This window comes from Nostoc sp. DedQUE05 (assembly GCF_034530955.1).
Lineage (GTDB): Bacteria > Cyanobacteriota > Cyanobacteriia > Cyanobacteriales > Nostocaceae > Nostoc.
Genome location: NZ_JAVRCB010000062.1, coordinates 1 through 26,563, shown reverse-complemented (window position 1 = coordinate 26,563; position 26,563 = coordinate 1). Strand labels below are relative to the sequence as shown.

Below are 26,563 nucleotides of genomic sequence, written 5' to 3'. Positions count from 1 at the left end.
GTTAATTGTTTGAGGGATAAGCTTTTGGGCTTATCCCTTTTTTTTGGGTTTTGCCCATACTGCAAGCGTAATCCGCAAAGTGCAAAAGCTTACTTACTTAATGGCTGCATAATTTGATAAGCGAAGTCTAGAATTTCATTTCATCATTTTTTAACTCTTATTTAGCGACAAGTCTAATACCTAGAATTATGGTAGAGTCGATGGAGGGTATTATCCCTCGCACCTCTCTGTTAAATCTGGACGTGTCACTTTAGATACATCATAATCCTTCCGTAAAGGGTGGTTATACGGAACTATGCAGACCAGTGCCAAAGTTTTAGAATTATGGATTTGAATTTAGCATTTATGCAAAATCAATTATGACAGTTTTAAGACAAGAAACATGTCTCTTTTTGAAGAAAAACTAACAATAAAGCAGTATATTGAGCTTGTCCAAAGAAAACGACCAGCATTAGTTCAACATGCTGATATTCCCATTACTAAATGGTGTAATCAGTTTTTAACAACTGAAGATCAATATATTGCGTTGAGGCTGCTTTTTGATTTTATCTACTATGATACAAAAAAAGCACGAAATGCTTTTGAATCTCTCCACTTAAAGTTGATGTCAAAATTAAGACTAGAGACCTACCAAAAAGAAAGCGAGGTCATATTCTTATTTCCTGGGCACGCTAAAAGTGGTGCATATATGAGCTACTTGTATAGTCAAGCCAATAACATAAAAGTTAAAGGTGCTTTGCACTCTGAGATGATATCTGGGAAAATCACAGAGAAGTTCTATCCTTTGGATTCTTTGAAAGACTATCACGTTATTGAGAAGATAGAAAGTTTAGGCGTAAAGAATCTAGTCTTAATTGATGATATCGTGGTCAATGGTGGGGGATTAAGTTATTATTTAACTGACGAAGTTAGAAAGAAATTTGCCCTTTTTGACAAAGTTTTCTTAGTTACTCTTGTGGCTAGTCAGTTAGGACTAGATAGATTAAAATTTGGTTGGAAAGATAGGTCAAAGCCTCCACTGCTTGACCCTATTCCTAACCTTGAAGCAATCTATCACCAAGAGATTTGGAATTTTGATGATCCTAAAAACGTTGCGTATTCTAAAGAGGAAAAATTAGTCTTAAATAATTGGCTCAGTAAGTATATGAAAATCATAGATAGCTCGAATTACAAAAAATTCGATCGATCGAAAGCACTTGTTACTTTCGATTGGAACACACCCGGAACTACACCAATGCCTTTTTGTCACTCCAGAGGCACTTGGATACCTCTTTTTCAAAGATATAGTGGATCTGGCTAATGTATTGACAAATTTGACAGCATTTAAGAAGCCATTTCTTAAACTACAATTAAGTTTAAAATCGTAAACCATAAGGTATTGCTTTCGAGAAGAGTTGTCTCTAGAAGAGGTTTATAGTGCCTTCCAATGATAATGACACAGTGAGTAAAACAGGGATCTTTGTTTTACCTAATAACAAATACCTGACAAAAGTTCAAAGTGTAGTCAATTCCTTTCAGGAATATGAATTGCCCAAAATATTTCTGAGTCACAAAACGGGTCTACATTTAAATGAGGAGGTCAATTATTTCATAGTTGCAGCAGGTAAAGGGAAAAGACTAAAAGCCTTGACACAATTAGTCGGTGATTATACTAAGGCTTGCTTTCCTTTTCCTCTTAATAATTATTACAGAGATATGTACGTGGCTGATTTTCCACTTGCACTAGGTACAAGCTTTGTCAATAAAACTGGGTATGATTTTTTCACATGCCCTCCCAACGGAAATATTTCAGGTGTAATAAACTATTATCTAAGAAATCCACAAAATATTAAAGCAACGCTTATCAGCGGAGTAGATTTAGTATATGACAGCAGCTCACAAGAAATCGCAGAATTCATTGAAATACAACTTAAACAACCTAGCAATCACTTGGCATTTATTGGCACAGAAAAAAGGCTGAACTATCCAAGTTCCGTTGGAATTTTCAGAGCAGAAAAAACATCAATCTCCGAAAGCGCGTTCACATTCATTGATTTTATAGAGAACCCTTCGCCAGAAGAGTTTAGAAGCTGTATTCTTCCAAATGGAAATCATATTGTAAATACAGGACTTGTATATTTCAGTAAGCTAGCCGTAACAAAATTAATGGATAAAGTTCGGCAAGAAATTGAAAATCAGGGTTGTGTAACTTTTTTAAAGAAAAACGATTCTGAAATATACAACGGAGCGCATGCTATAACTTATATTTTAAAGAATATGGATAAACTTTTTGGAGAAAAATCCAAAAAGCAACCTATGATAAAAATGGTTATCAATTGGGAAGACGTGGGTACTGTAAAGTCATATTTCAGGTTTCTGAGTCACGTGAAAAACGGCCTGTACTTACAAAATTTCTCTCCTGACTATGCAAAAGCGATTTGGACCTCTGTTTCGAACAGAGTCAGTATCGAACCTAACCAGAAAAAGATGCTATTTTCCCCTCGATATTTTTCAATTGAAGATATTCCAGAAAACGAGCATCACTTGTTCAATAGTATTGAGGGTATAAGTGTATTTGTCTAAAACATTCCAGTAATAACGGGATAAATTATTAGTATAATTACCAGCACAGAAAAGCCTCGGTTTGAATGTCCGATCTTTACTTTCTAATTCTGATGATTCATCACTGTCCTTGTTGAATATGAATAATATCTTGTTACATGATACGCGCTCTAAAATAGTAGAAATTGGACGCCTATTATATAAGCGACACTTAACTGACTCGGCTGGAGGAAATATTAGTATCAAGGTGAATGATCAAATATGTATTTCGCCGCGACGGAGTGGGAGTAATTTTCAATGGAATATTACCCCTGAACAGGTTTGTGTAGTTGACATCAAGGGGAACAAGATTGAAGGAGAAGGCGAGCCATCACGAGAATTGAACGTTCACCTTAAACTACATACTGAGTTTGTGGATTTTGGAAGGGCAGTTATTCATGCACATCCACGAAATATTTTAGTATTTGCCTCAACAAAAACACCAATTATCCCTATACTTGAGAACTCTATGAAGTTTGGTATTACTCCTATCATAGATTATCATCCGGCGTGCAGTCAAAAGTTGGCAGATGCTGTGACGGCTTCTCTAAAAGGGCGCGAAGATATTATTTATAACCATGCGGCTGGAGTTATTGTACCAAGGCACGGCCTTTTTCTTATGGGAAGAGATATTAATGCAGCGTATGATGCCGTCGAAAGACTTGAGTTAAATGCTTATTGTATTTTAATGTCAAAACTAATCGAATCTGATATTGCGAACTCTAAGTAGGATGGGCTTGAAAAACTCAATTATGTGGAGAGCGATCGCTGCTCACGTAGGTTGAGTTGAGTTTCGTACCTCAACACCCACAGGCTTTAGCCAGAACTAAGCAATCACTACTCACAGGCAGCAGCCACAACTTAAATTGCCTATGTCAGCGACCGCCTGGGAGTCAGAATGCCTTGAAGCGCAAATCCCCCACACTACCACCGTGCAAGTCATGTTCGGATGTGTTTGCCCAAGGCTTACCTGCCCGCGCTTTGTGCCAGTTGCGTAAGTCCTGTTGGTTTGTCTTCTTCTCTCACTTTGCAACTTTCACGGTCTCATTCGATTAATAGAGTTGTCGGGAAATAAGAGAGAATAGACAGCAGTGGTAGGGAAAGATCATGCTGAATATTAAGGGTGCGCTCAAGCAAGACCGACTGTTGCGGGCATGGGAGCAACGCGATTTTGTGAGGTCGGATCAAAAATCAGTGATCGCTAAAACTTACATTTGTGTATGAAATCTGAGTTTTGCGCTTTGTACTTCTAGATTCTGTCGGTTGTATTCGCATCAAAATTGCAATATTCTTCATCAAGATTGCAATATTCCTCATTAACATTGCAATGTTCCTCATCAAAATTGCAATATTCTTCATAAAGATTGCAATATTCCTCATTAACATTGCAACGTTCATCATCAACATTGCAACATTCATCATCAACATTGCAATGTTCCTCATCAACATTGCAATATTCCTCATCAATATTAAAGCAATTACAAAGAAAAATAGGTAAAAACTGGAAATATAGAGAAATTACTCAAATTGGTTGGAATTTTTTTAACAAATATAATTATCGCTAATTTTACTGAACCAAAAAACAGCTTTAGTAAGCCAAAGTAGCTTTAGAAACCTCTCTAAGGAATATATTGATGTCTCGTAAAAAACGTACATCCCGTGTTCTCGAAAAAGCTGAGTTGAGATCCGCTGGACTAAAAGCAATTGATTCAAATATGAGTTTTGGTGATGATTGCGATTTGCAAAATTTGAGTCAAGCAATTGAACAGCTAAGAACCATGCTTGATGCTTATAACACTGCGTTAACTGTAATTGATTCTTCTAAAACTAAAATTGATGCGATGGAGAAAACCCTCAGTAATCTTACAGATAAGATGGTCAGAGGGGTTGCTTTTAAATATGGCAAAGATAGTAGCGAATATGAAATGGCGGGTGGGGTTCGCGAGAGTGAACGGATTCGCAAAAGCAGATTGAGCCGCTTGAAAGCTGCTGGTGGAGAAGCATCAGATAAAAATCCTAAAACTACCTAATACAGCCCGGATAAAAGCATAAAACAGCAGGGAAAGCAATGTTCTTACAAGGGATGTAGAGAACGAACAAAGGTACTTGGCTGATTAAAATTATTTTCTCAATTATTGCAATTGTTTATGGTAAAGCATAATCTATTGCAATTTTTTATATTTACTAACGGTCTTTGATAAACAATAATTATATACAGCTACTATCATGCATCATCATGCATATTAGATCGGACATTTTGTAGTTATATCTAATATTTTAGAATACTGAGACTCTTACTGCATAATGTTTTCAACCATTTTACTTGTCTAAATACTGATTAGAGTTTATAGTGATACGGTGTTTTCCGTTCCTTGTCTCGGCAGATTCATAACATGATTTATTCTGGCAAATTACACAAGTATTTTGCGGGCATTTCTTTGTCTGTAATTTTAGTAGGTGACTTAGTTTTCACACAAAATACTGCTCCAGTTTTAGCTGAAACTATAAATACATCGGTCGGCGAACCTGTGACATTCAGTTGCAATGATAGTGAAGCGACAATCGCAGCTAAAAATGGCCCCAAAGTAGCTAATGGATCGGCAAGAATTTACATTGGTTATCAGCAATTCTCAAATAACAAAAACCCTATAACTATCCGCTTTAATAATGGGATAAAAGCATGGTGTCGTGACGATCACGAGACAACAGGCGATGATGGTACAGGTTACGGATTGTATTGGAATGGAAGTGATGTTTTATATGGCATTTACTCTTCTACAGGCAGTCAGACAGGTAACAATTTTAGCCGTTTTGCTAGTGGTCGGTGGTTGTCTAGCTATGGTAATGGAGGCGGGCCAAAAGTCGCAGTGATAGCCCGAATTAATCCAGCTAATGGCCAGGTTGATTATGCCACATTTTTATCTTCTAAAAAGCCAGATAATGGACAAACGAACTCTTTACTCGTCCAGTCTCTATCATGGAATGGCGCAAATTTGACTGTGAAAGCAATGTCATGGTGGAATCCCCGTAACACCTATACAAATTCCATGAATTGCTCTGGTTCATCACCTTATCAATACACAGCCGCATTTACAAGCGATTTAAGAACGATGACCTCAGCTTCAGCCAGTACTTGTAGGTAAAAGGAAAAATTTAGCTTTCAAATTAAGGAAACATATTGTTTCCAGTTGTTTAAGAATTAACAACAACCCTGGCGAATCGAATTTACAACCTTAAATCCCCAACTTATTATGGATTTAAGGTTTTCTTGTTGTTCGCAAATGATTTAAAATTGACTTTGTAGAAACAGCGATTCATCGCGTCTCTTGCCTTAACCGAATTGAAAGTAACGCTTCATTTAGGGACACGAACGAAGTTTTGCGTCGATTCGTGCCCTAGACACAATGGAATAGCTATTGCTCCAGAATTCCCAGAGGTACCAACATGACTGTTATCACTCCTGATAGTCTCATCGTGGAGGAAAGCCCCTCTCACGCCGCGCATAAACCAAATCGTATGCTCTGGATCAGCGAAGCAGGAGGACTTACCCAGTTCGGCGCGTTCATCGAAGTCTTGCAGCCTGGCTCTCGTTCGTCAATCAAACATTGGCATAGTGCTGAGGATGAAATGGTCTATGTCCTCGAAGGCGAGATCGTGCTCATCGAAGGAGACGCAAAGACTGTACTACGTCCTGGCGACGCCGCAACTTTTCAAGCAGGAGTGCCGATAGGCCACTTTCTCGAGAATCGTAGCTCCAAGGCAACGCAATGCCTGATAGTCGGCACTCGAGCGGAAGTAGACACAATCACGTATCCTGACCACGATCGGGTTTGTCACCGTAACCGATCGCTGCCAGACGACATTTGGACTAACGGCGCGGGAGAACCTGCCTCGAGTCCCTACTAGAAATGATTGCTGGATGCTTTTTGTACGCGCAGCGTGCGGCTGTGTAGAAATGCCCGACAATGTTCTCGCTAGGTGCACTATCAAAGCGTCGCCTAACAAGTTGCTGCACCGGAACGCCACAAGTTGGTCGGTTGAGTTGCCAAGGTTGTCTGCGTCCGGTGAGTTTGGTCGTTAAACACCCAGATTTTGCTGCATCTGTTCCTAATTGTTCCCATTTGGACGCTGAATAATTGTCTCCACCACACGCCGCTTGGCTTTGGGATCGATACCTACTAAGCGCACATACTCACCGCTATATTCTGCCAGAGTTGCCTCCAAATTTGAGATGGCATCAGTCTCAGCATCAATGTGGCTATGAACACAAGTTTGCCAAGAACCTGTGCGGAAGCGGCGCTCATCTACGTGTTCAATACTAATTTTGTAACCTTGAGCCAATAATTCCCTAATTTGAGCTTGTGTATCTAGAGTCAAATGTGGACTGGATGCTTCCTGTTTCTGAAATCCATTTGTTTTTACTTCTTGGGTTGGGCTATTTAACGGCTGACTAATTGGTTTAATTGGTGTTACAACAGCAGGTGGTGTGGATTGAGAATTTCTACCTCGATTGAGACGATTGTAATCATCAACCAAATGGGAATTTTCTACCCGTTTTTGTTCGCCAACCAGGAAGTTACCAGACTCGATTAAGTGAGACAGCCTGAAATCTGGCTTTTGAAATTCTGGTGGGCCTTTAGCGCTGTTAACCACACTCAAGGATATCTGCTCAAAACCTACTTTATGAATGTAGTTGCGGATTTGTTCGTCATAAATGCGCGATCGCAAAGCGCTAAAAAAGTCAATGGACTGATTGACAAAAGTATCAACTAGCTGTTCAACTTCCTTCTGTGACAGTCCATCCGCTTCAAAAATCCCCTTGACAATTCCCACCTTATCGTCTCTATCTGGTTCCCAGTAGAATTTCTCCATCCGTCCATCCCGAATTAACGGTGCATAGAGAGTAGAAAAATCATTACCTGTGACAATAATCGGCACGCGATGTAAAGGTGTGGAATCATAGCTTCCCGGCAACTGCACATCTGTGGGATTATCAGCAATATTCATCAGTGTGGCATTCACCAACTGCGTGTTTACAGTATATTGAGTCCCTTCATCAAAACGTCCAGCACCGGCATCTAAATCGTTAATCATCAGTACACACATTTTGCCGCGTACTTTGATCAGTTCTGCTGTTTCCCGATAGCGCAACCGAATCAACCGCGCTGGATCTCCCGCATCTGGACTTTCTAATTCGCCACCAGATATGTTAGTGACTTCGATACCCATTTTCTCGAAGACTAATTGACATTGAAATGTTTTACCTTCTCCTTTGCGTCCATGAATACCCAGTATCACGGGAACTCGCACGCCAGGAAGCTTCAGGAAGTTTTTGGTAATGTGGACAGCAAGTTTGTCCAAAAAGCGGGGAGCGATGTAGTAACCCATGAGTTTATGTGATGAAAAATTAACACTTCTAAGGTTAATGTTAATTTTTTTTGGGGATAGCGATCGCTTTTCTTTCAGACAAGCTTGTGTTTGTTCATCGTGTTGGGTTGATTAGACATCTTGCAAAAATAACAAATGCCAGGATATTGGGGTGCATGTTAAAGGTTAAAGGGTAAAGGAAAATTCCATACCTTTACCTTATTACCCCTTCCCCTTTTCCCTACAATGCCAAGAAGTCTATTGTCTGTTACCATTGAACACGCGCCCAAGCATGGAAGGAGTGAAAACTGCTGTTATTTGGTAGTGCCAAAGATTTGATTACAATATCAAATGACTTTGATAAGCCATTTGTATAATTTCAGGATTATTTAGATTAACCTATTTTTGAGAATAGAGCGTGTTTGAAAACACGCCCTAGTATTGCATATCGCTACAGTTAATAGAAATCGTTTGTATTTACTACGTCTCATTAGCCAAAATTTCTTTTAAAGCAGACAACGCCTCTACTGTTAATGTATTTGGGTTGTTAGGATCGTCAGGCAATATAATACCGCGCTTTGCAAGAGCAGCAATAATCTTAGGGTTTAGTAATACTGAATCAGCAGGCGTTGCGCCACCGTATACACTTTTCAATTCCCGATCATCTGTTATTTCTTCAATAAACATAACTGGAGCTTGATTTAAATCGACGTTATCTTTGATTTGGTTTTTAGTCATAAATCACATCCCAATTACGCATTTTTAGCTAATTATTGAATGCATACTTAATGTATCATTTGGAAAAAGCAAAAATCAAGGGTTGATATCGAAAAAACCTACTTTTACAACTAATTTTGCTAATTTTTGGATTAATGTAATAAGGCAAGGGCTGAGGACGCGATCGCACTTATTGGCAGTGTACCAGTTAACAAATGTTTAGCCCAACGCTGTCGTGGCTTTTCATATTATGGCAAAAACGATTGTAAAAAACCTTGAGAGTGTAGTCTCAACGTTACAATTGGCCCAATACTTTATTTGCACTTGTTGTGGTTTAACATCACTTTTGATTTAATTTTACTTCTGTAATGCTGATGGATACTTATAATATAGGAATTAAAATTTAACTATGGAAACACAACCGATAGAAGTAATTGGAGGTGGACTAGCTGGGACAGAAGCAGCTTGGCAAATAGCGCAAGCTGGAGTGCCAGTAATTCTGCATGAAATGCGTCCAAAGCGATTTAGTCCGGCTCATCATACAGAACATTTAGCAGAATTAGTGTGTAGTAATTCCTTTGGGGCAATGGCAAGCGATCGCGCGGCGGGATTATTGCACGAAGAGTTACGCCAACTCGGTTCGATTGTCATCTCAAAAGCTGACGAACACGCTGTACCGGCTGGTGGGGCGCTAGCCGTAGACAGGGGAGAATTTGGCCAAGATTTAACTAAAACTTTAGCGAGTCATCCTTTAGTTGAATTCCGTCGGGGTGAAGTGTCTGCAATTCCTGAAGGGATTGTGGTTTTAGCAACCGGGCCTTTAACTAGTCCCGATTTAGCAGAAGATTTGCAACGCTTTACGGGGATGGAATACCTCAGCTTTTTTGATGCAGCCAGTCCGATTATCGTCGGAGAATCGATTAATCGTGACATTGCTTTTATGGCATCACGTTATGACAAAGGTGAAGCCGCTTATCTCAACTGCCCAATGAATAAAGAGCAGTACTTGCACTTTCGGGAAGAACTCTGTAAAGCTGAACAAACAGAACTCAAGGGTTTTGAACGAGAAACGGCGAAATTTTTTGAAGCTTGCTTACCCATAGAAGAACTAGCCCAGCGCGGGGAAGATACCATGCGTTACGGCCCCCTAAAGCCAGTGGGATTGTCAGATACTCGCACAGGGGAACGTCCTTATGCTGTAGTGCAGTTACGACAAGAAGATAAAGCTGGTCAATTGTGGAATATGGTAGGATTTCAAACTAATCTGCGTTGGGGCGAACAAAAGCGCATCTTTCAATTAATTCCCAGTTTAGAAAAAGCAGAGTTTGTCAGGCTGGGAGTGATGCACCGCAACACTTTTATTAATGCTCCTCAATTAATGCATCCTACCTTGCAATTTAAAGAGCGTCCGACATTGTTAGCGGCTGGACAATTGATTGGTACTGAAGGTTATACTGCTGCGGCTGCGGGTGGTTGCTTGGCGGGAATTAATGCCGCGCGATTAGCTTTGGGTAAAGAAGCTTTGGTTTTACCACCAACAACCATGATCGGTGCGTTATTAGAATTTATTAGTTCTGCTTCGCCGAAGCATTTCCAACCAATGCCGCCTAATTTTGGGATTTTTCCCGATTTAGGAATGAAAATCAAAAGTAAACCAGAGCGTTATGGACGTTACCGCGATCGCTCTTTAACTGATTTGGCAACCTGGAAAGCTAATCTTAATTAATGGGCATTGGGCATGGGGCATTGGGCATTGGGCATTGGGCATGGGGCATTGGGCATGGGGCATTGGGCATTGGGCATGGGGCATTGGGCATTGGGCATGGGGCATTGGGCATTGATTATCCCCCTTGTCCCACCATTTCCCCATCTCCCCACCTCTATCTATTTTTTAATAGTGACTAATCCATGTATGCCAAGCGCTGTAATTACACCTCCTAGCAATCCCCAGGTACCATCGGCAAATACGTTAATGCGATGAATGTAGGTGCGATGATAGGCATACTCTAACTGTCTATCATTTACTATTCCTCCGACCTCTACCACGTTTTCCACATAGTTTTCAGCTTTGATCAGTGCTGCATAATCGAGATTAAACCAATACAACGATACTCCCACCACCGCCAAACCTGGAAAAACTAAGGTAATTAAAAGAATTGCTATGCGTGCGTTCATAAATCTCAGCCGCTAATAAACCTGCTCAATGCTGACATACTTAGAATCCTTGTGTTACAACTTGGCAGGCCAATTTAATAATGCGTTGGAGTGAGTGAATCAGATTTTGGGAATAATCCTCATAGTGTTTGAAAGCATCGTTTTAGTTAGGTTCGCACTATGAGAGGGCGATTTCTAGAAAAAAAGCAGATTTATTGCTGTTTATCTATTGCATTTTGCTGTATTTTGTGGATATGTTTAGCATTAATTCCAGCCGACGCAACATCTACAGAGTCTATTGATACTCTGCGACAACAGCAGCAACAAATGAACCAGCAGCGTCAGGGTGTAGTTGGAGAGCGCGATCGCTTAACTAATCTCCAACAAGAGGCCCAAAAACACCTGACTGGTTTAAAGCAAAATCTGCAAACTACAGATAGCTATCTTCAAGAGAGCGAATCACGATTACAACTTGCTAGCCAACGCCTCCAGCAGTTAGAAGCTGATTTAGATGTGGCAGAACGTTCGTATCAGGAGCGGCAAATCGCAACAGTAGCACGATTGCGTTATCTCCAGCGATCTCCTGCTTTTGCGGGATGGGCAGTTTTGCTCGAAAGTGAAAATATCAGCGACTTTTTCAGCCGTCGTCATCAGTTGAAGTTAGTGTTTCAAGCAGATCAGAAAATTTTGGTAAAACTCAACACCCAAGCAAACTCGATCGATAAACAAAAAACGGAAGTAGAACAGCAAAAAAACGAAATTGGTTTAATTCGCGAGCAACTGTTGGCACAAAAAGCCGATTATCAAACCCAGGCACAATCACAATCAGAATTGATTCAACGCCTGAATAGCGATCGCCTCGCCTTAGAAGCTGCACAAAATCAGCTAGAAAGAGAATCCAAAAATCTGGAAGTTTTGATTCAACAAAAGGTAGCAGAAGCCCAAGAAAAAACCAACAGCCGAACAGGTATCATCATTCGGGGAACTGGTGTAATGGGATATCCTAGTGATGCTCCTACTAGCAGTCCCTTCGGCTGGCGGATACACCCAATTCTTGGCTATCGTCGCTTTCATGCCGGGTTAGATTTTGCCGCCAGCTATGGTAGTAAAATTCGGGCAGCCGATTCGGGAACAGTAATTTTTGCTGGCTGGTATGGTGGTTATGGCAGAGCGGTAATTATCGACCACGGCAATGGTATGACTACACTCTACGGGCATACCAGCGAGTTATATGTTTCTGAGGGACAAGCAGTTGAACGCGGACAAGCGATCGCAGCTGTCGGTTCCACAGGTTTCTCAACTGGCCCCCACCTCCACTTTGAAGTTCGTCGCAATGGTACACCCGTAGACCCAGCTAATTATCTTTAAAGCTGCGAATTTTATCACAGACGTGCTATAATATAGAAGATTAAGGGCGCGTGGCTCAGTGGATAGAGCAACAGATTCCGGTTCTGTGGGTCGGGGGTTCAAATCCCTCCGCGCTCGTTACCTTTTGTACGTTAACTAATAATTTGTCCGCGTTGACAAATTATATTTGACAGCAGTTTTCTGCCTTATATCAAGTATGGCAGAACTCTTTTTATATGGAGCGGCTAATTAGTATTTAATATTTAGAGCATTCCTAAAATAGAGGTAGAGGCTAAATCTTCCTTATTAGCCGCGCATGGGTTTGATGCAACTAGGATTTTTGTGGGAAGAAAAACCTAACCCCTAGCCCCCTTTTTTATAAGAGAAAGGGGAAACTCAAAGCCTCTCTCCTTGTAGGAGAGAGGAATGGAAGTGAGGTCAATATTTAGTTTTGATGGTGTTTAATTATGACAGCTTTGACTTTACAATTACCTGCTAATCTGCAATTTACTGATGAGGAATTTGCACAGATTGTCGCTGTGAATAAAGAATTACGATTAGAGTTAACTGCTGAAGGGGAATTAATTATCATGTCACCCACTGGGGGAGAAACGGGAAACCGTAATTTTGAACTGTATCTTGATTTAGGAGTTTGGAACAGACAGAACAAGCTCGGAAAAGCTTTCGATTCTTCTACTGGGTTTAAACTGCCAAATGGGGCAACTCGTTCACCTGATGCTTCTTGGGTAAGGATAGCAAGATGGAATGCTCTTACTCCAGAACAAAGAAAGAAATTTCTCCCTTTGTGTCCTGATTTTGCAGTGGAATTAGTTTCTGAAACTGATGATGTAGAAGATACTAAAGCCAAAATGACAGAATATTTAGCAAATGGCTTACAACTCGGTTGGTTAATTAATCCTAAAGAGAAACAAGTAATAATTTATCGCCCAAATCTGGTACCTGAAGTTTTACAATCTCCTACAAGTTTATCGGGTGAAGATGTTCTCCCTGGTTTTGTTTTAAATTTACAGCATATTTTTGCATAGATAACTGATTGTCTTGATTTTATTTCTACTCAAATTCGCTTAAACCATCGACACTCCCTTTAAAGCTCAAACCAGATTCGACACCGCCACAAGTGCTGAGTGTAATAACTTTAGAAAAGTGAAAATCTTTTTTGATGGCGATCGCACTTCTTCAGCAAAAAAATCAACTAACTTAAAGCCAATATGGTTTTCCAGTACACTAACGCATTTGTCACCATAGCATCGGTTAATTTTGAGAAGTTAGTTAATTTCTATACCAAATTGCTGGAGCAAAAGCCAGTTATTTTGATTCCAAATGTCTATGCTGAGTTTAATTTAATTAGTATGCGATTAGGTATTTTTAAACCAAAGAACACAAATGAATCAGAATTTGAAGCGAATGCCAAAAGTAAGATAAGTTTGTGTTTAGAGGTGAGTAACTTAGAAGATGCGATCGCTCACCTAACTGCTTTGGGCTATCCTCCACCAGGAGACATTTCCATTGCTTCCCACGGCAGAGAAATTTATACCTATGACCCTGATGGCAATCGTCTGATTTTACATCAAGCGGCTACAGGGAGTCATTAGTCATTTGCAAAGGACAAATGACTAATGACAAAGGACAAATAACAAAGGACAAATAAAAAAATGGCTATAACTCAAAACTATAGATTAAACCTGATTCAATGGTATCCAGGTCACATTGCGAAAGCTGAAAAGAAGCTCAAAGAACAGCTAAAGCGTGTAGATGTGGTGTTTGAGGTACGAGATGCTCGGATTCCCTTAGCAACTCACCATCCCCAAATAGGTGAGTGGGTAGAAGGTAAAAAACGGGTGTTGATACTTAACCGAGTAGATATGATTACACCACAAATGCGATCGCTATGGATCGATTGGTTTAAACGTCAAGGAGAAGTCCCTTATTTTACCAACGCTCAACATGGTAAAGGTATAGCAGAAGTAGCACGGGCAGCGCAAGCTGCTGGGGTAGAACTTAATCAAAGAAGAAGCGATCGCGGGATGTTACCCCGTCCAGTGCGAGCTGTGGTGATTGGTTTTCCCAATGTCGGTAAATCAGCTTTAATTAACCGCCTGTTGGGAAAGCGAGTTGTGGAAAGTGCAGCTCGTCCTGGCGTAACTCGCCAACTACGCTGGGTGCGAATTTCCGAACATTTAGAATTGCTTGATGCTCCTGGTGTCATCCCTTTGAGATTAGAAGACCAAGACGCAGCCTTGAAATTAGCTATTTGTGATGATATCGGTGAAGCATCTTACGATAACCAGCTAGTAGCAGCAGCCTTAGTGGATTTACTCAACTATTTAGAAGCTGTAGCAGGAGATTTATTACCAAAAAAACCATTACAGTCTCGTTACCAACTCGATTCAACATCAGACACCGGAGATACCTATTTACACGCCTTGGCAGAGCATCGTTACAAAGGTGATGTAGAGCGAACAGCAAGGCAACTTTTAACAGATTTTCGTAAGGGATTGTTGGGTGAAATGAGTTTAGAATTACCACCTAACTAGATTACAAGCATTTCAGACCGTTTTTGAGTAGTAGGTGAGTAGCATATCAAAAGTCTGGGCACTCTGCTTTGGTGACATCTGGGTGACAGTAGTATCTCAAAACTGTTTGGACGTTATCGCCGATCCAGTAAGCTACCTTTTCGGGCGATGCTCCAGAAGCGATCGCCCAAGTAGCGAAAGTATGGCGAGTACTGTAAGCCTTTAGATAAGGCACTATGCCTTGGTCAGCTAATTCTGTTACAACACCGATATAGCGATACCCTCCGGCATTGTGGGCCCGCCAGCATTTATCTAAAATGTTTAAATTCAGCCTTTCCCCGCTCGTGCTTTTAAAAATCAGTTCTTTTGGATCTGGGGAATCTGGTTTAACTCCTGCAAGCAAGGATTGCAGTTTAGAACCTTGCAGGCAGGCGAACACACGCCGCTTATTGTTTTTGGTTCCTTTGACAACACGAACGCGAGAGGCATAGGCTTTTGAAATAGAGATTCGGGTGCATTCACGGCTAACATCCCCCCAGGTCAGAGCAAATGCTTCTCCGTGTCGGCATCCAGTCCAGAATAAAAACTTAATCAGGCTACTGTAGTGTGAAAATTTGGGGTGAGATTCAAAGGCGGTGATGATTAAATCCCTTTCTTCTAGGGTGTAAGCTTTTTTTTCATTGCTGGGACTTTTGGGACTTGGTAACTGCATCTTTTCAAAAGGGTTTGAATGAATTAAGCATGAGTCACTAGCCCATCTACAGCACCTGGAAAAAGCTGCAAGCGCTTTGTGTGCTGTATGGTAACTGTATTTAGCTAACAGCCAATCTCGAACTTTTGGAGCATCTTCAAGTGATTGACTTGATAATTCCAGAACAATTTTAGTTATTTGCTTGTAATCACTTTCTAGGGTTGAACGCTCCAAATGTTGAGTTTGAAAAGCCAAGAATTTATCCCATAGCTTATTTATAGACAGCCTTTCTGTCGGGATTGCGGTATTCTGATAATTTCCAAATTTGTATGAGTTTAGTGTGGAATCAAAACGCCCTAATGCGATATCTCGCTGAATTTCTTCCCAGCGAGATTCAACAATAATTCTATTTTTGACTAAATCGTTAAGTCCGCTAGCTAAATAGAATTGCTTTTGATAGCCATTAACTCTAAAGCGAATATTTAATTTTTGCGTTTTCGGGTCTACGGTTATTGCCATAACTATTCCTCGACATCGAAAACATCTAATTGATCAGAATAAACAAGTAAATCGTCCTCCCAAAATTCATCAGGCTGAAGCTCTGGAAGCGGGGGGTGCCAGTGATAATAAGCTCTGGAATATTCATACCCCTCAGCAGGGATCTCAACTGCTGGCATGAATTCTTCTCCTTCCCAGTAGCATGGAGAATCATTAAGCCAACACTTAAGATGCTCATGGAAGCAATAAACCAGAGGGCAAATAAAGGTAACTTCTGCGGTTAGTTGCAGCAGACCAACTACCAGTAACCCTCCTTCTGGATGAGCTTGGTAAGGAAGTTGTATAGCCTCAACTTTCATCCGATGCTCCCTGTTCCGTCGCAATTAGGACAACATAGTAATTCGCCTTCTTCCTGAATCAACCCGCCGCCATTACACGTACCACACAGACTTGTGTCCTGATACACATACGTTATACTGTCGCCATAATCTGGGTCATCAGCATCCAATGCCCAGACATGACCGCAGTCTAAGCACTCCCAGTAGCCGTAATTTCCTTGGTATCTCAAGGTTGTGCAATCGCATTGAGGACAAGTTTTTTGAGTCATTGCAGATTTAAAAATTATTTGGATTTTTTTAAGGTTTCTAAATATCCTGGATGCAAATATTCATGGCATTCCCACCACGAATTGCCAACAAAAATTGGTGTCTCGGATTGATGAAGAGAACTAAGCAAGACAATGTAATTTTTGCAAATCTGTTCTCCTTCCTCGTCACAGTGACACTGTTTTACTACACAATATTTTTCGTTTTCGACTTCCATTTGTAAAAAACTCCTAAAAAAAGTTAAATTTTTGGTAGTTTCAAAAATCTATCTACAGTTGCTCAAAACCTTTGCTGGCGCTACTTTTGCCGTCTACGGCGATTTTTTGGGGCTAAAAAATTGTAGACGGTGTAGACGCACTCTTGAGTCGTTATCGGTGATGTGGTCAGCGATCGCACTTCCAATCAAGTACTGGTTAATAAACAGATAAATTGCCTAGAAAGCTTTACCTACAGACTGTAGACGGGCTGTAGGTAAACTGTAGGCATTACTTTGACCACCTCCAGCCCAGGCGATCGCCACTATCAACCACTTCCCCTAAGCCTTTATCAGCAAGGGAAGCAAAGATAATCCTGATGTTCTCTGGGTCATCTTTCTTAAATTGCTGGCTTGCTTGCTGGAGTACTCGGGCCTTCAAAATCTCCCCTGGATGCTCTTGTCCCCAAGTGACGATGATTTGCTCATATTCATTGAGTTCTTGGGGCAATTGCACCTCCTCATTTCCCCCGCCGGAGGTTTCTGGCTGCACCATGCTCCCCGCTCCCCAGTTACTCAGGTCAAGTTCACAGGGGCAGTCATCGACCATAAACCGCCTTTTACCGCCAGCTTTAAGCCACTGTTCTAGTTGAGGATCTTTAAGTTTAGTCCTGGCGTGGTCGCGCCCAAACTGCCCCAGGCGTACCAACACAAAGCAGCTGTAAAGAGTGTCTTTGTCACCTTGCAACCCAAAATTCTCGGCGGTGTCGTTTTGGGCTAGCGCACAAATGAACTGCTTGTATCGCCTGCCCCGTTTGGCGTGTCGCTTTATCCAGTGGGTAGAATTATCACACTCATCTACTAAAATTGGGAATTCCTCAGCAATTAGAAATCTCTCACGACCAGCGATCGCGTTATCTCCTCCTTCACCCCTAAGCTGAACTAAGTCTTCGAGAATTTCTAAGTCTTTACCCATTGCGGAGTCGATGGCTTTGAAATTTCCTTTTCTGCCAATGACATCGGCTCGATCGATCCATGACCAATCATCTGGTTTAGCGTCACTGTCGTAGACAATGACCCTACCACCGATTTTAGAGGATAGGAACTGGGTAAAGGTTGACTTCCCGTCACCCGTGCCACCTACTAAAGCAACGTGTTTCTGCTTTTTCTGGATGTACTCAACCGGATCGGTGATTAAGTTCTCTGGTTGCCAGGTGGCATCAATAGCACCAACTGTCAGCGCTAGCTGTGCTGTTGGTTGAGTGTTAGCTTTTGCCCAGGCTTGGAAGTTTAGCCGTGATGCTCGGTCGATATCGCCAAGCGATTCAGAGAGTAGCTTGGCTGTTTGGCGATGTCGCCGTCCTAGTTCTAGCGTGCCAACGGAAGCTGCAAGCACCCAAGGTTTGACACTCGGTTTCTGGCTAACTCCTAATGACAGTAAACTCAAGCTGACTATTAAACCACCCCAGGATGACCACTTAGCACGGGCATACATTTGTAAGTGCTGGTGTAACTGGGATGGGTGCAAGCTGCTAGTCATAAGCCGATCAATACTCCGATCGCAATTAGCCCGACGCGAAGCAATAAGGCATCCTTAACCTCTGGCACGGCTTGACGCACATATAACAGAGAGATTCCAGCAACGGACAGCAACCCCACCAAGCCTAATCTCATAAAAGTGGGAATAGGCAAATTTACCCAGCAGCTGCTAAATAGAGCCGGAATTGCAACACAGCTTGTCAGTTCAAAAGCCATGTCTGGTAGATTGTCTGGGAGGGCGATCGCCTTTATCCACCCCTTTTTAAATTCCTCCAACCTGGATAACTGGGGAATGGGAACTGGGGAATAATGACCGCGATCGCTCGGAACTTCAACGACGATTTTTTGCTCATCTGCCATACTGCACCTCGATTTTGAGGTAGAAAGGACGATTGCTCTCCTGTTTGCACAGGGCGGCGATCGCAATGACTAGAGCTGCTGTGGTGCAAACAAGGATCATTACTTGATTCACTCCTGCTCCTTCTTTACGATCTGGGCGTTCAGGTCAACCATTGCCTGGTAAGCGTCGCCGAGCGTCGCATCTGATTCATACCCTTTGGAATCTATCTCTTGGTACTCAGGATGGTTGTATATCTCGGAGATTTTTTGTGAGACTTCAACGACCAAATCGCTAAGTTTTTTGTTAGTCATGATTGACCCCCTAGCAATTTGTCGGCGGCATTCAATACAGTCTGCTGCTGATCTGGTGTTAGGTTGTCATTGCCGTTGCAGTCGATTACCTCCATGTGCGTTCCGGCACGGTAGAGGCAGTTGTTTTTCTCAGCAATACTGTCTGTGGACTTCGCTCGGTCAACATAACGCTGGACGTAGGATTTGTTGATGTCTTCTGTCATAATCTTGGTAACGTGTTGTTTTCTCTGTAAAACACCGCCCTTCTCCTGGGCGATCGCGTATCTGTGCGGATGGCGATCGCCTTTAAAAATCGGCTTTGGTAGCAGTAGTGCTGTTAAAAAGGGTTACAAGCCATATCTGCCAAGTTTTTCGCCTTGTTGGGCTAACTTCGATCGGTTGACGAGTATCAAGGCAAACTGCCCGACCATCATTAAGCTTGACGTAAAGGCTTTTCCCAGTTTTTGACCGAGAAAACAGTTGACCTGGTTCTAAAGTCCCAAAGCCTACCTGAGTTCTACCTACGACGTATTCAGCTTGGTGAGAATCGAACCCCTCTGAGAGCGGATCGTCTGCCATTTCTTTCCACTCTCGTGGTCTACCTTTGCGATCGCTCTTGTTGGTGGTCGATTTACCGTTAGTAATGGCTCGATCTGTTATTTGTTGGTCGGTCATAGTGGGTCACGAGTGCCTCATTAGTTAATCGACAGTGGGTCATTAGTTGGTGATGTGTGCCTCATTAGTTGGTCGATAGTGCGTTAATAGTCGCTCAACAAACTGGGTTGCTTTTGTGGCTCAATTGCTTGTACAACATGGTTTTGAGCGCTGTTCGCAAACATTGATTTGTTCGTTAGCTCGTCTAACAAGTGGGTGTTGATCGCTGTTGCGATCGCTAAAAGGTATTGGTCTTGAAGTTCATCGCACCACCTAGCAATAGGTACTGGGATATCATCAAAACCCCATTCCTTTTTTTGATGCATGACGGTGGTCTGTTCCCGCAGCGCTAGGAAAATTAGGCTGTTTAAGCCTGTTGCCTGGGTGCGGTTAAAGTTCTGCTCGATGTAGGTAATTATTTCTGTTACATTCATTTCATCCACTCTTTCAAAGTTATTTTTGAACGAATTTAGTTGAGGATATCCAGGGCATTTCGCTCTGGATTTTTAATGGCTGCTAACCCCGCGACGCTACGACTTACGGGTGAATGCAGTTGTCTGTTGTCCGTTGTCAGTTCCCCCTAGCAGGTCTTTGGTATTTGCTCAGTGCTGGCAGGCTGCTATCTCTGTCTGGTTTGGGGTGGGGTTGGAGCTAGAGGCAGAATATCTGCAAGACAATATTTCAGGGCATAGGCCCTGACTAGCTTTGTATTGGTCTACTGTTAGCTTTCTTCCTTTTACTTAGGCAGTGGCTTCAGCAGGAGCAGCTAAACTCGGAGGCAGTGCGTCAAACGCTACACCAACGTTCTGGCAAAAAAGCTGCCATTGGTGTCTAGTCATTGAGGGTTCCATCCCCTCGTTCTCCCATCTTCTGAGAGTGGAAACAGCGATACCAAGGTAAACAGCAAGCTGTTCCTGTGACAAACCTGCATTTTCTCTAAGAGCTTTTAACACTGATTTAGGTGCCAGTTGTTGCCTTTTTTGTTCTACAGTCATAATATCATAGCAGGCGCTCAAATCAAGCGGTTTTTAAAACCTGTTGAAAAAAGCGCCAATTCCATAAACAACATGAGCGGTCAATATCACCGCTCATTTTCTAGAATCTCACAACAAATTAGAGACGGCGATGCCTACTATCCAACGGACGCTTATTGCAGTGATGGTTGATGCATTTAACCGTGCTGATTAGTAAAACAGGTAAAAAATGTTATGACCGGACAAATAAGTGAATCTAAACAAAATACGGGTATCCTCTGATGCTTACATCAAGAAAACCCGTAGATGGTGGATTGAGTTGCTCTACCAACTCAATTTATGGAAATTTTAACTTACTGGATTTTGCAAGCAATAATTTACTTGCTGCCAGGTATCTGCTACTGCTGTTACTACTATTACGCCAAACAAGAGCAAGACCACAAATCTAAACCCTCTCCCCAGCGACAACCCAAATACTCCAATACTTATCTGACTAATCCCAGGAATCGCCAACTACAAGCCCAACTCCTGGAGATGTTGCAGGGCAATGTTTCTACCGCCAAACAATTACTACTGCAACAGCGCCAATGGTTTCCAGGTAGGCATGATAACTGGTATCTGGCGAAAGTCATTTACAACTTGGAGCACGGTATTGACGAACTCAGAGACTGCGAAATGTATTCACAGCTTCTGGTAATGCTGCAAGGAGATGCTACCTCTGCCGAACGTCTATTACTGCACGCAAGCAATGCCTACCCAGGCAAACAATACGGTTGGTATCTAGAAAAAGTAATTTCCGACTTGGAACGCGATCGGCGTTAGCTAACTCTCTTTTTTGAAGTTTAGCGGCGGCTGACTCTTCCTCAAGGTCAACCGCCATTTTTATTGACCACAGACCACCAAGGAACAAAACCAATGATCAGAGCTAAATTCACCTGCCAGCAAAATACTTTCAACCACGAAACCCAGACAGCCACAGTTATTCTTACCCCGGTAACTAGCAACCCGCCCAGTGCAGAAAACGAGGCTTTCTGGAAAGCGACACCAGCCGGTCGAATTGAACTCCAAATCACCAACCCAGAGGCAGCCTCTCAGTTTTATGTAGGGTATGACCTTTACGTTGATTTCACCCCTGCTAGATAGTGCCATCGCTCCTACCCAATGCCCAATGAGCCAACAAGAACCCGAACAACTAATTGATGCTGGCGAATTATTTGAGACAGCAAAAAAACATCTGCCACCCCCGCCGGAGTGGATCAACTTTCAGCATCCTGATTTCCCCAAGTACTTTTACATCGGCATTTTGGATGAAAACGGAGAAATCAAAACTTGGTGGCAACGAGTGCCAGAACACCTTCGTACCGAATTTCCTTAAGCGATCGCTCCTACCCAATGCCCAATGCCCAATGACTAGAAAATACAAACTCTCAGCAAAGGCAGTTGATACAAGGATTCTAGCCATTTATGCGTTAGACCAATTAATCGACTACATCCGCACCCTCGACCCAGACTTAAGACCCAACGAAGCCAACTTGCTAGCAGCAATTACATTACATAGCTTGCCAAAGCTATTTCAAGAGAACCCCTTGCTAGTAGAGCGCTTCAAAGAGGCAGCAACAGAGATGAAGCACAAGCGGAATCCCCAATGACCAATGACCGACCAAAAAACCGAAGGACAAAGACTCGAAGACCTCATGACCAAGATAGATACCGAGATGCAGCGCCTGGGCTGGACGGTAGAACAAGGTCGAGAACATTTGCAGAAATATTACGGGAAGCGATCGCGTTAACTAATGACTTTATGGAAACTTTGACAAAGCTAATCATCAGTAAAGTAAATCGACTTGTAGATTACATAGCAACCCTGGAACCGGACTTAAACGAGGGTGAATTAGCAGCGATCGCGGCATTTCTCATTGATGGACTGCCAGAGGTAGTTAAGTCGTGCCAGCTAGAAGAAAATATCCACCAAATGGCGACAAGCCTTAAAGATAGGCGGCAACAGTCCAGTACCGCCACTAACAACTAATGACTAATGACCAATGACCGACCAAAAACCGAAGGACAAAGACTCGAAGACCTCATGACCAAGATAGATACCGAGATGCAGCGCCTGGGCTGGACGGTAGAACAAGGTCGAGAACATTTGCAGAAATATTACGGGAAGCGATCGCGCCTCCTGTTGAACGAGGAGGAGCTAGACAACTTTCTGCTTTACCTGCAACTGACCGATACCCCAACCCCTAATGCCTAATGTTTGGTTTTGATGGCTCAACTAAAGCGATCGTTCATTTCCTTGAACAAATCAAAAACAACAAGGAAGGGGACAAGTTGACTCATAAGGAAGTACGGGCTTATGGAAGGCTGATGCTGGCATTAGTCCCCGACTTGTCGGTTGATCGCCCCGAAGAAATCAAGTGCCTCCTAGCGGCAATGTCCACCTCTGGGCTGCCACACTACGATCGCTCCTTTGCCGCAGCGCAGATCCTCAAATTGTTAGAAGAAGACGAGCAACGCAAATACCAGTCATCTGATGGGGAATTTTGAAGCTTCAAATAACAGTTAACAAATGCTTATCATCATGTTAACTAACCAAAACAAAAAAAAGACCCCAGGAATCAGCTAGAGTCAAAAAGGAATAAATGTATGAAAAATTACTTTCAAAAAAAGATTAAGGAATCTTCCTTTTCTGCTAACCATTATAACATTAATTGGAGGGTAGAACAATGATTTTATCTACCCTTAGTGTTGTTAACGGTGTGCTAGAACGCCACTGGAAAGAATTTAAATCTAGTGCTATTTCGGATACAATAATCAGGCTTAACTTCCGAACAATCGAAGACTCTAGAGAACTCGATAAAATCTTAAACCGGAATACTAAAAGCCGCCACAAGCATTCTGACCACCTAGTACCCGCATGGTGTGTTTCTGGAGTTGACCCATTGACTGGAGAAAACACATTAGAAGGGGTTCAAGTAAAACCAGATACACCTCCATCTGATAGAAAAGGTAAGCCTCAAAAATACATAGGCGCAACAGGAGCTAACACAGCACCCTTATTTTTGAACACAGGTATTGAGGATTTTTGGAAGGGAATAATAGAAGATAAAAGCCAGCCCATTATCATTACCGAAGGTGCTAAAAAGGCAGGTGCAGGTATAAGTCTGGGTATTCCAACCATCAGTATTCCCGGTGTTTCCACTTGTAGAAAGTTTGGACGCTTACACTATTGGCTAGAATCCTTCGCAGGGTTTGGACGAACATTCTATCTCTGTTTTGATGCTGACATTGTTGAAAAACGACCTGTGCAGAATGCTTTAATATCTTTAGCCCGTGACCTGTCTGCCACTGGTTCAAAGGTGATGATTATAACTTTGCCTGACATCAGCCTAAAGGGGCTGGATGACTTTATAGCTACCAAAGGTGGTAATGAATTTAGAAAATTGATTGAGGAGGCAACCACCATAGAAGAGTGGAAGAAAGAGCTAGACGAAAAACGCAAAGCTGAAGAATTTGATTTTGATGGTGAAGAGAGAAAATCTAAACTCTATCGTGCCTACAAAATCGTTCGAGAGGGATGGGGCGATTCCATTCGATTGAATCTACTTAAAAAACAAATTGAATTAGATGATTCCACGATGGATTTAGACCAATTAAAATTCGACATTGCCGAGAATTTTGATATGGACGTTTCAAAGGAAGATTCACTCTCAATAGTTATGGCGATCGCCAAGCGCAGCGCATACAACCCAGTTGTTGACTATCTCAACAGCCTAGCAGAGAGATATCCCAGCCCAGATACATCAATCTTAGACAATCTTGCCCTCAAGTACTTTGGCAGTGCCGACCCACTCCACAACACATATATAAGGAAAACACTAATCGCCGCCGTAGCCAGAGCCAGACAGCCAGGGTGTAAAGCTGATGACGCTTGTATTCTTGTTGGCACACAGGGCTTGAGGAAAAGTACTTTTTGGCAGGAGTTATTTGGTACTGATTGGTTCACCGACGAATTGAGCGACAGTAGCGAGAAAGATGAGTTAATGAAGCTGCACCAGTTTTGGGGTTTAGAGTTACCCGAAATTGAGCATATCTACAAAAGAAAAGATGTTGGTTCCATCAAAAAATTCTTGAGTAGCCGCACAGACGTTTTCCGTTATCCTTACGATCGCCAAATCAAAGAGCAACCTAGGTCTTGCATCTTAGTTGGAACCTCCAACGAACAAGAACTACTCAACGACCCCACAGGCAACCGCCGATTTTTAATTATTCCCGTTAGCCAATTGATTCCCGTTGACGAACTCGTCCGCGAACGAGATTTGATTTGGGCAGCTGCAAACCACCTTTATCAAATGGGACACCTTTGGTATTTGACTCATGCTGAGTATGCCCTGCAAGCTGAAGCCAACAAAGAATATCAATCGTCTGACCCGTGGGAAGAAATTGTTCTTCCATATATCCAGTGCAAGGGATGGGCAACAACTCACGATATTTTATTGAATGCTTTAGGCGTAGAGACAGCCCGTCAAGACAAACTGGGAGAAAAGAGAGTTGCGGCCATTCTGAAAATCAACGGATGGCATCAACAAAGGAAATGGGAAAAAGGTAATGCGTTACGAGTGTGGGTCAGAAAAGTTGAGAATTCTAATGGATCTAATGGATCATCTGGATCAACCCAGACACAGCAAGGCTTTGAACATGATCCATTAGAAAAAAATCTAATGGATCATCTGGATCAGTACGAACAAGTTGAGTTGCTTCAACCGATACAGCAGTCTATCAGTGATCCATTAGATCCATTAGAAAAAAATCTAATGGATCATCCAGAACCCAGTCACAGCAAGCTTGATCCAGATGATCCATTAGATCCATTAGATTTACCAAACTTTTCTGAAAAAAATAATGTACATAGCAAGACGACTACCCCCACTACCCGACCGCCAAAGTGTCGCTACTACCAAATAGTTGAAGTTGAACCCTCCACCTTTAAAATCGAAACAGACTTTGGAACGGTCAGCGTCAGCGCTGAACCTTATCACCGTTTTGGAACTGGTGAGAGCAAAATCTGGTTTGAATTCCAAACTCCCGAAGGGCAGACATTAACCAAGAGTATTAAGGGAGATCCAGATGAAAGAGTGCTGCCCAGATTAGCCAAAGAATGTGGTGTGATTCAGCAGTGGCAGGAGAGGCGAAGAAAAGAGTTCAGTTCCAAAATTGAAACTTGCAAGTTCAAAGTAAGAATTTTAGGAGAGGAGGATTACGAGTGGATTGACGATTGTACTCTCCAAGGTGTACCCAATTCGCCATCTAGCACCCACTTCATCTTCAAAACTCCCAAGAACACAGTCGCCACTGCTTACTTTGGGGAGTTTGAGGAGACGTAAAAAAAATGAAACGCGATCGCCCTTCTACCTTACAAGTCGAAGCGATCGCGCATCAGCAATTCATATTTCCACCCCCAAGGTATTCGCCTTAGAGGGTTAAGGCAAGTGCGATCGCTATTTCTCACAAGCGCGGTTAACACTGAGGTTTTAGCGAACTTTTCATCAAATCCGCCCTAGTTTAAAGATTTGTATAATTTATTTTCCTATCGAAATCAGTACAGCTACTCAGGCTGTTGAAAATTTGTTGGGGGTATGACTTCCGGTTTAACCCTGCCAAATGGTTAAACAGGTATATTTTAAATTAACAAAAACAGTAATCTTTCTAGAATTCAGTCGTTGCAATATGTTGGTTCAGTAAAGATGTTCCTTTTTTACATAAAAGTGGAACATTTACACAATTTTCATTGCCTCATAAAACTGAAGAGTAACTATTTATAAATCTCTTCAAATGACAGCATTTAATCCAGCAACAGATATTCCATCTCAAATAGATACATTAGAAAAACTTGCGGCATGGCTCGGATCGGCACTTTTTACTATCAATTCGGGATTGACTGTTGTTGAAGGCCCTGGTTATACGGAACGAGCTTGCCAAGCGAATAATTTTTGGGTGGCAGCCGACGGGAAAACACGTATGATCGTTCGTTTGTCGCTGGAAGTTTCCCCCGATCAAGCCAGTGGTAGCAACAAAAATTG

35 protein-coding genes and 1 tRNA gene are annotated in these 26,563 nt (G+C 42.2%); 22 read left to right on the top strand and 14 right to left on the bottom strand.

Annotated elements, in window-relative coordinates:
• Positions 1-382: 382 nt before the first annotated feature.
• From RMZ42_RS31490 to RMZ42_RS31465, 6 genes are all read left to right on the top strand, one after another.
• Positions 383-1,300 (top strand): hypothetical protein, encoded by a 918-nt coding sequence (locus RMZ42_RS31490; RefSeq protein ID WP_322675112.1) that lies wholly within the window; start codon positions 383-385, stop codon positions 1,298-1,300.
• A gap of 116 nt (positions 1,301-1,416) precedes the next feature.
• A complete protein-coding gene (locus RMZ42_RS31485; RefSeq protein WP_322675111.1) occupies positions 1,417-2,562 on the top strand; it encodes a hypothetical protein in 1,146 nt (381 codons plus the stop codon).
• A gap of 61 nt (positions 2,563-2,623) precedes the next feature.
• Positions 2,624-3,310, top strand: coding sequence for a class II aldolase/adducin family protein (locus RMZ42_RS31480; RefSeq protein WP_322675110.1), 687 nt, complete (start codon positions 2,624-2,626; stop codon positions 3,308-3,310).
• Positions 3,311-4,214: 904 nt separating this feature from the next.
• Positions 4,215-4,610 (top strand): hypothetical protein, encoded by a 396-nt coding sequence (locus RMZ42_RS31475; protein ID WP_322675109.1) that lies wholly within the window; start codon positions 4,215-4,217, stop codon positions 4,608-4,610.
• Between the two features lie 363 nt (positions 4,611-4,973).
• A complete protein-coding gene (locus RMZ42_RS31470) occupies positions 4,974-5,723 on the top strand; it encodes a hypothetical protein (protein WP_322675108.1) in 750 nt (249 codons plus the stop codon).
• Between the two features lie 301 nt (positions 5,724-6,024).
• Positions 6,025-6,486, top strand: a complete 462-nt coding sequence (locus RMZ42_RS31465) for a cupin domain-containing protein (protein WP_322675107.1) — start codon at positions 6,025-6,027, stop codon at positions 6,484-6,486.
• Positions 6,487-6,687: 201 nt separating this feature from the next.
• On the opposite strand, the gene RMZ42_RS31460 is transcribed toward RMZ42_RS31465, so the two are convergent.
• Positions 6,688-7,968 (bottom strand): ribulose bisphosphate carboxylase small subunit, encoded by a 1,281-nt coding sequence (locus RMZ42_RS31460; RefSeq protein ID WP_322675106.1) that lies wholly within the window; start codon positions 7,966-7,968, stop codon positions 6,688-6,690.
• 459 nt (positions 7,969-8,427) lie between these two features.
• Positions 8,428-8,685 carry a hypothetical protein gene (locus RMZ42_RS31455; RefSeq protein ID WP_322675105.1) on the bottom strand — a complete coding sequence of 86 codons (258 nt, stop codon included), beginning with the start codon at positions 8,683-8,685 and terminating at the stop codon, positions 8,428-8,430.
• Positions 8,686-9,073: 388 nt separating this feature from the next.
• On the opposite strand from RMZ42_RS31455, the gene trmFO reads away from it, so the two are divergent.
• Positions 9,074-10,390, top strand: a complete 1,317-nt coding sequence (gene trmFO / locus RMZ42_RS31450) for an FADH(2)-oxidizing methylenetetrahydrofolate--tRNA-(uracil(54)-C(5))-methyltransferase TrmFO (protein WP_322675104.1) — start codon at positions 9,074-9,076, stop codon at positions 10,388-10,390.
• Between the two features lie 158 nt (positions 10,391-10,548).
• Here trmFO and RMZ42_RS31445 read toward each other — a convergent pair whose 3' ends face one another.
• Positions 10,549-10,839, bottom strand: coding sequence for a hypothetical protein (locus RMZ42_RS31445; protein WP_322675103.1), 291 nt, complete (start codon positions 10,837-10,839; stop codon positions 10,549-10,551).
• A 159-nt stretch (positions 10,840-10,998) separates the two neighbouring features.
• Between RMZ42_RS31445 and RMZ42_RS31440 the strand changes: the two genes are divergently transcribed.
• The 5 genes from RMZ42_RS31440 (at position 10,999) to ylqF (ending at position 14,720) form a co-directional block, all read left to right on the top strand.
• Positions 10,999-12,186 (top strand): murein hydrolase activator EnvC family protein, encoded by a 1,188-nt coding sequence (locus tag RMZ42_RS31440; protein ID WP_322675102.1) that lies wholly within the window; start codon positions 10,999-11,001, stop codon positions 12,184-12,186.
• A gap of 44 nt (positions 12,187-12,230) precedes the next feature.
• Positions 12,231-12,303, top strand: a tRNA-Arg gene (locus RMZ42_RS31435).
• A 329-nt stretch (positions 12,304-12,632) separates the two neighbouring features.
• Positions 12,633-13,211, top strand: coding sequence for a Uma2 family endonuclease (locus RMZ42_RS31430; protein WP_322675101.1), 579 nt, complete (start codon positions 12,633-12,635; stop codon positions 13,209-13,211).
• Between the two features lie 183 nt (positions 13,212-13,394).
• Positions 13,395-13,778, top strand: coding sequence for a VOC family protein (locus RMZ42_RS31425; protein WP_322675100.1), 384 nt, complete (start codon positions 13,395-13,397; stop codon positions 13,776-13,778).
• Between the two features lie 60 nt (positions 13,779-13,838).
• Positions 13,839-14,720 (top strand): ribosome biogenesis GTPase YlqF, encoded by an 882-nt coding sequence (gene ylqF, locus RMZ42_RS31420; protein WP_322675099.1) that lies wholly within the window; start codon positions 13,839-13,841, stop codon positions 14,718-14,720.
• 46 nt (positions 14,721-14,766) lie between these two features.
• Here ylqF and RMZ42_RS31415 read toward each other — a convergent pair whose 3' ends face one another.
• The 11 genes from RMZ42_RS31415 to RMZ42_RS31365 all read right to left on the bottom strand — a co-directional run bounded on the left by RMZ42_RS31415 (position 14,767) and on the right by RMZ42_RS31365 (position 20,504).
• Positions 14,767-15,909, bottom strand: coding sequence for a tyrosine-type recombinase/integrase (locus RMZ42_RS31415; protein ID WP_322675098.1), 1,143 nt, complete (start codon positions 15,907-15,909; stop codon positions 14,767-14,769).
• Positions 15,910-15,911: 2 nt separating this feature from the next.
• Positions 15,912-16,247 carry a hypothetical protein gene (locus RMZ42_RS31410; RefSeq protein WP_322675097.1) on the bottom strand — a complete coding sequence of 112 codons (336 nt, stop codon included), beginning with the start codon at positions 16,245-16,247 and terminating at the stop codon, positions 15,912-15,914.
• Positions 16,244-16,495, bottom strand: a complete 252-nt coding sequence (locus RMZ42_RS31405; protein ID WP_322675096.1) for a hypothetical protein — start codon at positions 16,493-16,495, stop codon at positions 16,244-16,246. Before RMZ42_RS31405 ends, RMZ42_RS31410 begins: the two co-directional genes overlap by 4 nt.
• 483 nt (positions 16,496-16,978) lie before the next feature.
• The gene (locus RMZ42_RS31400; RefSeq protein ID WP_322675095.1) at positions 16,979-18,226 is read right to left on the bottom strand and encodes a hypothetical protein; all 1,248 of its coding nucleotides are present in this window, start codon (positions 18,224-18,226) and stop codon (positions 16,979-16,981) included.
• Positions 18,223-18,585 (bottom strand): hypothetical protein, encoded by a 363-nt coding sequence (locus RMZ42_RS31395; RefSeq protein WP_322675094.1) that lies wholly within the window; start codon positions 18,583-18,585, stop codon positions 18,223-18,225. Before RMZ42_RS31395 ends, RMZ42_RS31400 begins: the two co-directional genes overlap by 4 nt.
• Positions 18,575-18,697 carry a hypothetical protein gene (locus RMZ42_RS31390; RefSeq protein ID WP_322675093.1) on the bottom strand — a complete coding sequence of 41 codons (123 nt, stop codon included), beginning with the start codon at positions 18,695-18,697 and terminating at the stop codon, positions 18,575-18,577. The genes RMZ42_RS31395 and RMZ42_RS31390 overlap by 11 nt, the downstream gene beginning before the upstream one ends.
• Positions 18,694-18,876, bottom strand: coding sequence for a hypothetical protein (locus RMZ42_RS31385; protein WP_322675092.1), 183 nt, complete (start codon positions 18,874-18,876; stop codon positions 18,694-18,696). Before RMZ42_RS31385 ends, RMZ42_RS31390 begins: the two co-directional genes overlap by 4 nt.
• Complete coding sequence (locus tag RMZ42_RS31380) at positions 18,873-19,079, bottom strand: hypothetical protein (protein WP_322675091.1); 207 nt, start codon at positions 19,077-19,079, stop codon at positions 18,873-18,875. The genes RMZ42_RS31385 and RMZ42_RS31380 overlap by 4 nt, the downstream gene beginning before the upstream one ends.
• Positions 19,080-19,161: 82 nt before the next feature.
• Positions 19,162-19,530, bottom strand: coding sequence for a hypothetical protein (locus tag RMZ42_RS31375; RefSeq protein WP_322675090.1), 369 nt, complete (start codon positions 19,528-19,530; stop codon positions 19,162-19,164).
• An 83-nt stretch (positions 19,531-19,613) separates the two neighbouring features.
• The gene (locus RMZ42_RS31370) at positions 19,614-19,943 is read right to left on the bottom strand and encodes a hypothetical protein (protein ID WP_322675089.1); all 330 of its coding nucleotides are present in this window, start codon (positions 19,941-19,943) and stop codon (positions 19,614-19,616) included.
• 306 nt (positions 19,944-20,249) lie between these two features.
• On the bottom strand, positions 20,250-20,504 hold the full coding sequence (locus RMZ42_RS31365; protein WP_322675088.1) for a helix-turn-helix transcriptional regulator: 255 nt from the start codon (positions 20,502-20,504) through the stop codon (positions 20,250-20,252).
• Between the two features lie 318 nt (positions 20,505-20,822).
• Between RMZ42_RS31365 and RMZ42_RS31360 the strand changes: the two genes are divergently transcribed.
• From RMZ42_RS31360 to RMZ42_RS31315, 10 genes are all read left to right on the top strand, one after another.
• A complete protein-coding gene (locus RMZ42_RS31360; protein ID WP_322675087.1) occupies positions 20,823-21,305 on the top strand; it encodes a hypothetical protein in 483 nt (160 codons plus the stop codon).
• Positions 21,306-21,398: 93 nt separating this feature from the next.
• Entirely contained in the window at positions 21,399-21,626 is a 228-nt protein-coding gene (locus tag RMZ42_RS31355; RefSeq protein ID WP_322675086.1) for a hypothetical protein, read from the top strand.
• On the top strand, positions 21,592-21,858 hold the full coding sequence (locus tag RMZ42_RS31350; RefSeq protein WP_322675085.1) for a hypothetical protein: 267 nt from the start codon (positions 21,592-21,594) through the stop codon (positions 21,856-21,858). The genes RMZ42_RS31355 and RMZ42_RS31350 overlap by 35 nt, the downstream gene beginning before the upstream one ends.
• Entirely contained in the window at positions 21,791-22,132 is a 342-nt protein-coding gene (locus RMZ42_RS31345; RefSeq protein WP_322675084.1) for a hypothetical protein, read from the top strand. The genes RMZ42_RS31350 and RMZ42_RS31345 overlap by 68 nt, the downstream gene beginning before the upstream one ends.
• Before the next feature lie 3 nt (positions 22,133-22,135).
• The gene (locus tag RMZ42_RS31340) at positions 22,136-22,273 is read left to right on the top strand and encodes a hypothetical protein (RefSeq protein ID WP_322675122.1); all 138 of its coding nucleotides are present in this window, start codon (positions 22,136-22,138) and stop codon (positions 22,271-22,273) included.
• A gap of 11 nt (positions 22,274-22,284) precedes the next feature.
• A complete protein-coding gene (locus RMZ42_RS31335) occupies positions 22,285-22,512 on the top strand; it encodes a hypothetical protein (RefSeq protein ID WP_322675083.1) in 228 nt (75 codons plus the stop codon).
• Positions 22,513-22,518: 6 nt separating this feature from the next.
• On the top strand, positions 22,519-22,737 hold the full coding sequence (locus tag RMZ42_RS31330) for a hypothetical protein (RefSeq protein ID WP_322675082.1): 219 nt from the start codon (positions 22,519-22,521) through the stop codon (positions 22,735-22,737).
• The gene (locus RMZ42_RS31325) at positions 22,737-23,030 is read left to right on the top strand and encodes a hypothetical protein (protein ID WP_322675081.1); all 294 of its coding nucleotides are present in this window, start codon (positions 22,737-22,739) and stop codon (positions 23,028-23,030) included. Before RMZ42_RS31330 ends, RMZ42_RS31325 begins: the two co-directional genes overlap by 1 nt.
• Positions 23,031-23,209: 179 nt before the next feature.
• Positions 23,210-25,867 (top strand): VapE domain-containing protein, encoded by a 2,658-nt coding sequence (locus tag RMZ42_RS31320; RefSeq protein ID WP_322675080.1) that lies wholly within the window; start codon positions 23,210-23,212, stop codon positions 25,865-25,867.
• Between the two features lie 448 nt (positions 25,868-26,315).
• On the top strand, positions 26,316-26,563 hold a 248-nt coding region (locus RMZ42_RS31315), incomplete at its 3' end, for a glucose-6-phosphate dehydrogenase (RefSeq protein WP_322675079.1).

Coding starts and splice junctions, on each gene's coding strand:
- RMZ42_RS31360 (WP_322675087.1), top strand. CDS start 20,823: ATGGAAATTTTAACTTACTGGATTTTGCAAGCAATAATTTACTTGCTG.
- RMZ42_RS31415 (WP_322675098.1), bottom strand. CDS start 15,909: ATGGCAATAACCGTAGACCCGAAAACGCAAAAATTAAATATTCGCTTT.
- RMZ42_RS31490 (WP_322675112.1), top strand. CDS start 383: ATGTCTCTTTTTGAAGAAAAACTAACAATAAAGCAGTATATTGAGCTT.
- RMZ42_RS31365 (WP_322675088.1), bottom strand. CDS start 20,504: ATGACTGTAGAACAAAAAAGGCAACAACTGGCACCTAAATCAGTGTTA.
- trmFO (WP_322675104.1), top strand. CDS start 9,074: ATGGAAACACAACCGATAGAAGTAATTGGAGGTGGACTAGCTGGGACA.
- ylqF (WP_322675099.1), top strand. CDS start 13,839: ATGGCTATAACTCAAAACTATAGATTAAACCTGATTCAATGGTATCCA.
- RMZ42_RS31320 (WP_322675080.1), top strand. CDS start 23,210: ATGATTTTATCTACCCTTAGTGTTGTTAACGGTGTGCTAGAACGCCAC.
- RMZ42_RS31465 (WP_322675107.1), top strand. CDS start 6,025: ATGACTGTTATCACTCCTGATAGTCTCATCGTGGAGGAAAGCCCCTCT.
- RMZ42_RS31425 (WP_322675100.1), top strand. CDS start 13,395: ATGGTTTTCCAGTACACTAACGCATTTGTCACCATAGCATCGGTTAAT.
- RMZ42_RS31330 (WP_322675082.1), top strand. CDS start 22,519: ATGACCAATGACCGACCAAAAACCGAAGGACAAAGACTCGAAGACCTC.
- RMZ42_RS31440 (WP_322675102.1), top strand. CDS start 10,999: ATGAGAGGGCGATTTCTAGAAAAAAAGCAGATTTATTGCTGTTTATCT.
- RMZ42_RS31395 (WP_322675094.1), bottom strand. CDS start 18,585: ATGGCAGATGAGCAAAAAATCGTCGTTGAAGTTCCGAGCGATCGCGGT.
- RMZ42_RS31380 (WP_322675091.1), bottom strand. CDS start 19,079: ATGACAGAAGACATCAACAAATCCTACGTCCAGCGTTATGTTGACCGA.
- RMZ42_RS31355 (WP_322675086.1), top strand. CDS start 21,399: ATGATCAGAGCTAAATTCACCTGCCAGCAAAATACTTTCAACCACGAA.
- RMZ42_RS31405 (WP_322675096.1), bottom strand. CDS start 16,495: ATGACTCAAAAAACTTGTCCTCAATGCGATTGCACAACCTTGAGATAC.
- RMZ42_RS31335 (WP_322675083.1), top strand. CDS start 22,285: ATGGAAACTTTGACAAAGCTAATCATCAGTAAAGTAAATCGACTTGTA.
- RMZ42_RS31385 (WP_322675092.1), bottom strand. CDS start 18,876: ATGACTAACAAAAAACTTAGCGATTTGGTCGTTGAAGTCTCACAAAAA.
- RMZ42_RS31370 (WP_322675089.1), bottom strand. CDS start 19,943: ATGAATGTAACAGAAATAATTACCTACATCGAGCAGAACTTTAACCGC.
- RMZ42_RS31460 (WP_322675106.1), bottom strand. CDS start 7,968: ATGGGTTACTACATCGCTCCCCGCTTTTTGGACAAACTTGCTGTCCAC.
- RMZ42_RS31325 (WP_322675081.1), top strand. CDS start 22,737: ATGTTTGGTTTTGATGGCTCAACTAAAGCGATCGTTCATTTCCTTGAA.
- RMZ42_RS31470 (WP_322675108.1), top strand. CDS start 4,974: ATGATTTATTCTGGCAAATTACACAAGTATTTTGCGGGCATTTCTTTG.
- RMZ42_RS31455 (WP_322675105.1), bottom strand. CDS start 8,685: ATGACTAAAAACCAAATCAAAGATAACGTCGATTTAAATCAAGCTCCA.
- RMZ42_RS31400 (WP_322675095.1), bottom strand. CDS start 18,226: ATGACTAGCAGCTTGCACCCATCCCAGTTACACCAGCACTTACAAATG.
- RMZ42_RS31475 (WP_322675109.1), top strand. CDS start 4,215: ATGTCTCGTAAAAAACGTACATCCCGTGTTCTCGAAAAAGCTGAGTTG.
- RMZ42_RS31345 (WP_322675084.1), top strand. CDS start 21,791: ATGAAAACGGAGAAATCAAAACTTGGTGGCAACGAGTGCCAGAACACC.
- RMZ42_RS31445 (WP_322675103.1), bottom strand. CDS start 10,839: ATGAACGCACGCATAGCAATTCTTTTAATTACCTTAGTTTTTCCAGGT.
- RMZ42_RS31430 (WP_322675101.1), top strand. CDS start 12,633: ATGACAGCTTTGACTTTACAATTACCTGCTAATCTGCAATTTACTGAT.
- RMZ42_RS31375 (WP_322675090.1), bottom strand. CDS start 19,530: ATGACCGACCAACAAATAACAGATCGAGCCATTACTAACGGTAAATCG.
- RMZ42_RS31350 (WP_322675085.1), top strand. CDS start 21,592: ATGACCTTTACGTTGATTTCACCCCTGCTAGATAGTGCCATCGCTCCT.
- RMZ42_RS31340 (WP_322675122.1), top strand. CDS start 22,136: ATGACCGACCAAAAAACCGAAGGACAAAGACTCGAAGACCTCATGACC.
- RMZ42_RS31410 (WP_322675097.1), bottom strand. CDS start 16,247: ATGAAAGTTGAGGCTATACAACTTCCTTACCAAGCTCATCCAGAAGGA.